General features: G+C 43.1%; 1 protein-coding gene. It reads left to right on the forward strand.

Going from position 1 to position 722, the window contains the following annotated elements:
• Window positions 1-632: MBOAT family O-acyltransferase (locus ASC50_RS02525; protein ID WP_304518307.1), on the forward strand; the 632-nt coding region annotated here is incomplete at its 5' end.
• Between the last annotated feature and the right edge of the window lie 90 nt (window positions 633-722).

The raw sequence follows: 722 nt of genomic DNA on the forward strand, positions 1-722 counted from the left end.
TTGGTTTCCGGTTTGAGGAAAACTTCCGACATCCGTATGCAGCTATTTCCTGCGGCGATTTTTACAGACGCTGGCATATTTCGCTCGGGCAGTTTTTTCGCGACTATGTATATATTCCCTTGGGTGGAAATCGCCGCCACCACGAACGTAATATCTTCATAGTGTGGTCATTAACCGGAATATGGCACGGTGCCAACTGGAATTTTCTGCTCTGGGGAATGTATTTTGGCGTTTTTATGATTATTGAAAAAAAGATGAAATCAGTATTGGACAAAACCCCCGGCATCGTCAAGCACCTGTACACGCTATTCCTAACCGGTTTCAGCTGGTCCATTTTTTATTTTACCGATTTCAGCAAACTTAAAGCGTTTGTAATCAACCTCTTTTATTCCGAATCCGCCATAAATCCGCAATTTTTCACCGATTTATTGGAACACACTTTTTGGTTTGCCGGTGTACTCATCCTGTGTCTGCCTTGGGACGAATTTTTCCCTCCGAAATCGCGGGTTTATCGGTGGACTGCGAAAGGGTACAAATATCTGGCACCGGTTACGAATGTCGCCTTTTTGTGCGCCTCAACCGCCATGCTGGTTGGTTCAACCTATAATCCATTCATTTATTTTAGATTCTGATGAACAAATTTAGTGCCATATTGTTTTTTACGATTCTCTGCATCGGTTTTGCAAGTTACTTTGTGATTTCGGCAGACGATATTTCGTCGG

The sequence above is a fragment of the Candidatus Symbiothrix dinenymphae genome (assembly GCF_001431085.1).